Origin of the sequence: Paramuribaculum intestinale, assembly GCF_003024925.1 — a bacterium.
Taxonomy (GTDB): domain Bacteria; phylum Bacteroidota; class Bacteroidia; order Bacteroidales; family Muribaculaceae; genus Paramuribaculum; species Paramuribaculum intestinale.
On record NZ_PUED01000227.1, the window covers coordinates 1 to 3282 of the forward strand.

The window sequence follows — 3282 nt, forward strand, 5'->3', positions numbered from 1 at the left end:
CAACATACTAGCCAGTGTATAAACAAATCTTTATGTTGGGATAATGTATTCAAATCAATAAAACTAGGATTAAACGCTGGTATTCCAACTATCGTTACTCATGTTTATGATGCATCGGTTACCGAGTCTGCAATTTTATCATTTTTCAAATTGTTTTCCCGAGTGGACAATCTCTTCTTAAAATGTAATAATCTTTTTTATGAAAAACATTCCGATTCCACTCTTCATCGGATAGAAGATAATGAGCTAATTCATAGGGTTCAGCGGGTATTAGATACTATGCCTTTGTTAAGGGGCCATGTTATAATTTGCAATAGCGAGGAATGCATAACCGATTATACGTATATCAGAACATTGTAGCTTACGGCCCTTAATTAAACCTTCCACTTCAAAGTTTTTCGGAAAAATCCTTCGTGAAGTTTTATTACAGAAAGTTGATTTATATTTTCGCAGATTTCCCGCAGATTTTCTGATTAATGCTTTGGAAAAACAAAATTTATTGTTAACTTTGCGCCATGATGGGTAACAACCCTTTGTGGCGCGACTCATTTCATACAGTTTAATTACTTCATTTTTAGCTATGAAGCATCTACATCTCAACAACAGCAAGTTCGGCGGTGCTGCCCCTCCCGGCGGCGCGGAGATGAGGTGCGCATAGTTTTCCACCAACATTTTTCAACCGCAGAAATGCCCTGATAGCCCTTGGTGCGTCTTGACGTATCCATATTACGGCAATCGGAGCAGGGAGTACATTGACATGTTGGTACGGCTCCGGAGGCAGGCCTCCGGATGAGATTGACAAAATGAAGTATTAACCCGGAGGGCTCCAAGAGTCTTCCATCAAAACTGTATGAATATGAAAAGAAAATCACCCATATCCGTAGATGTAATCCAATTCTACACCTACAACTGCGATGAGACTGATGACTTGGTTTTCATCGGACAATTCCCCTACGATGATCGTCATGATTTCCTTGTTGACAAAAACTTTGCCGGTATTGCCGTCAAGGTTGAAGTGTGGAATAACCGCTTCGACAAGGGTGCTCGCCGAAACATTTCGCTGACGCTCGTAGACATGACTATGCGATGCGAGGTGGCCACTCAAAGAGTAAGGATAAATCTTGCTGCCGATGGCTTCAAGGACTACTTCATCCACTTTCCTGCTGAAACATCGGACATAGTCGGTAACCATACTTACAAACTTGTGGTACGCGATGAAAACGCAGGACTGCCCCTTACTGAAAGCATAATCCATCTGCTTGACAAATCAACAATGGGCGACCCAACTATGTGGTATCAGATTTGCGATGGAGGGATTCGCCCTTCATGGAGCGACAATGTGTTCAAGTCACTTAACACCGTAGACGCACACGAATACCTTGTTCTGTTCACCGTTGCCCCCGAAATTTGTTGCCGACTTTCGACAGTGATGCCCGAACTTGAGGTAAGACTTTACTATCCTGATGGAAAATATGTAAAGGCTTTCTTCAAGGAGCCATTCTGTCGCAATCTGGAAAGCTACAAAGACAATCGATGGATCATAGAATGTCCATTCGAGACAGCCGATGACATCAACGGAGTGTTTTATGCCGAACTCCTCTGCATGGAATATCCTATTGCAGGTTTCGTCTTTGACACTCTCAGCGACGAGGATATACGTGGAGTTTGGTTTGGACATGAAATCGAGGCTATGGATGAATATTCTCCGCAGGCGTCAAAGGCACTTTTTGATAAACACCTTGAACGAGATGGCGAGTCGGACACCACACCTGGAGTTGATTCTCTTGAAGAAGCCATTGATAAATTTATTGCTTCCGAACTCGAAGACATGAAGAAGGGAAAAATGTCTACGACAGAAGAAGCCGTTGCGGATGACAAATCGACGGAAGATGTGACTGAATATAAATGTAATACGATTTTGTCGCTTGACCATCTCACTGGACTTCACTCTGTAAAGGATAAGCTGGGTGTATATGAACGAGTGGTGCGCTTCAACAAGATGCGAGAAGATAAAGGGCTGCCTGTAGCTACCACACCCTTACACTCGATGTTTCTAGGTTCACCGGGTACTGGAAAAACTACTGTAGCGAAACTGATTGGAGAAATGCTGCATCAGGCAGGTGTGCTCTCCAGAGGCCACGTAGTGGTACGTGAACGAGCCTCACTCCTTGGACAAAACTACCACTCCGAGTCAGAGAAAACTTTGGAAGCCATAGAGAAAGCGCAAGGCGGCATACTGTTTATTGACGAAGCTTATCAGCTCTATCAACCTAATGACCCGCGTGATCCGGGAAAATTTGTCATTGATACCTTGCTGACTGCACTTTCTGATGACACCAACCGAGACTGGATGCTTATTCTTGCAGGGTATCCCGACGAGATAAAAAGGATGTTTGATATGAACCCTGGTTTCAAGTCGCGTATTCCGGATACTAACATCTACACTTTTGATGATTTCACAGAAGCAGAGCTGATGGAGATAGCGGAGAATTATCTTTCCCAAAACCATTATACTCTGACTTCCGGTGCGCAGAAAGCTCTAATCACTCGTCTTAAAGCCGACTATGCACAACGGGAGAAAAACTTCGGAAATGCTCGTCACGTAATGAATATGATTCAGACCGAAATACTCCCCTCAATGGCTGTCAGGGTCATTAGCGAGGGATTGACGGATGACATATCTCTCACCGAAATACGAGAAGTGGACATACCTGCAACTGCCCCCTTAGTAAAACCGATAACAATATCACGTCCGCGAGTTGGCTTTACAATTTAACTGCCAATTAGCTGACATTATTTAGCAACCAAAGCCCGAAACCATACAGTCAATGGTTTCGGGCGTAAACTTTTAATCAATATGGGAAAACATATCAGCGGCAGCCTGTATTTACCCTGCTGTCATATAATGAGTTCCGACGAGGATCAGCCGATTGTAATGGACATATACGTAGGATTCAATATATCCGGTCAATTCATGGTTTGTGTGGATTTGCATGATTATGATGAACCTGAATACAATTGTTCCACAGCAGCAGTAGTCAATCTTGAAGACTCACATAAAATGGCACGTCACCATCGCGTAAAGCACTCCCACCTTCCGATATTCATTGCGGAATGTATGGAAGAATGGGGTGAAGTTATTAACCCTAACTTCAATCAAGTCAGAGATTGTTTCAAAGAAATCACAGAGTGCTTACTTGACGAAGGATGTCGTTTCAAAATTGTAAGGACTTATGGAAGAGGTAGCCATATGTGTTGCTGAAATAAGTTGGCAAATAGAGG

The 3282-nt window shown here is 43.1% G+C and carries 2 protein-coding genes; both read left to right on the forward strand.

The window, feature by feature from the left end; all coding sequences use genetic code 11:
- Nucleotides 1–856 precede the first annotated feature (856 nt).
- Nucleotides 857–2776: an AAA family ATPase gene (locus C5O24_RS11935; protein WP_161553899.1), complete on the forward strand. Its 1920-nt coding sequence runs from the start codon at nt 857–859 to the stop codon at nt 2774–2776.
- Nucleotides 2777–2857: 81 nt separating this feature from the next.
- Entirely contained in the window at nt 2858–3262 is a 405-nt protein-coding gene (locus C5O24_RS13845; protein ID WP_133165569.1) for a hypothetical protein, read from the forward strand.
- Nucleotides 3263–3282 lie beyond the last annotated feature (20 nt).

Excerpts from the sequence above, each read along its gene's own strand:
- C5O24_RS11935 (WP_161553899.1), top strand. The coding sequence starts at position 857 with ATGAAAAGAAAATCACCCATATCCGTAGATGTAATCCAATTCTACACC.
- C5O24_RS13845 (WP_133165569.1), top strand. The coding sequence starts at position 2,858 with ATGGGAAAACATATCAGCGGCAGCCTGTATTTACCCTGCTGTCATATA.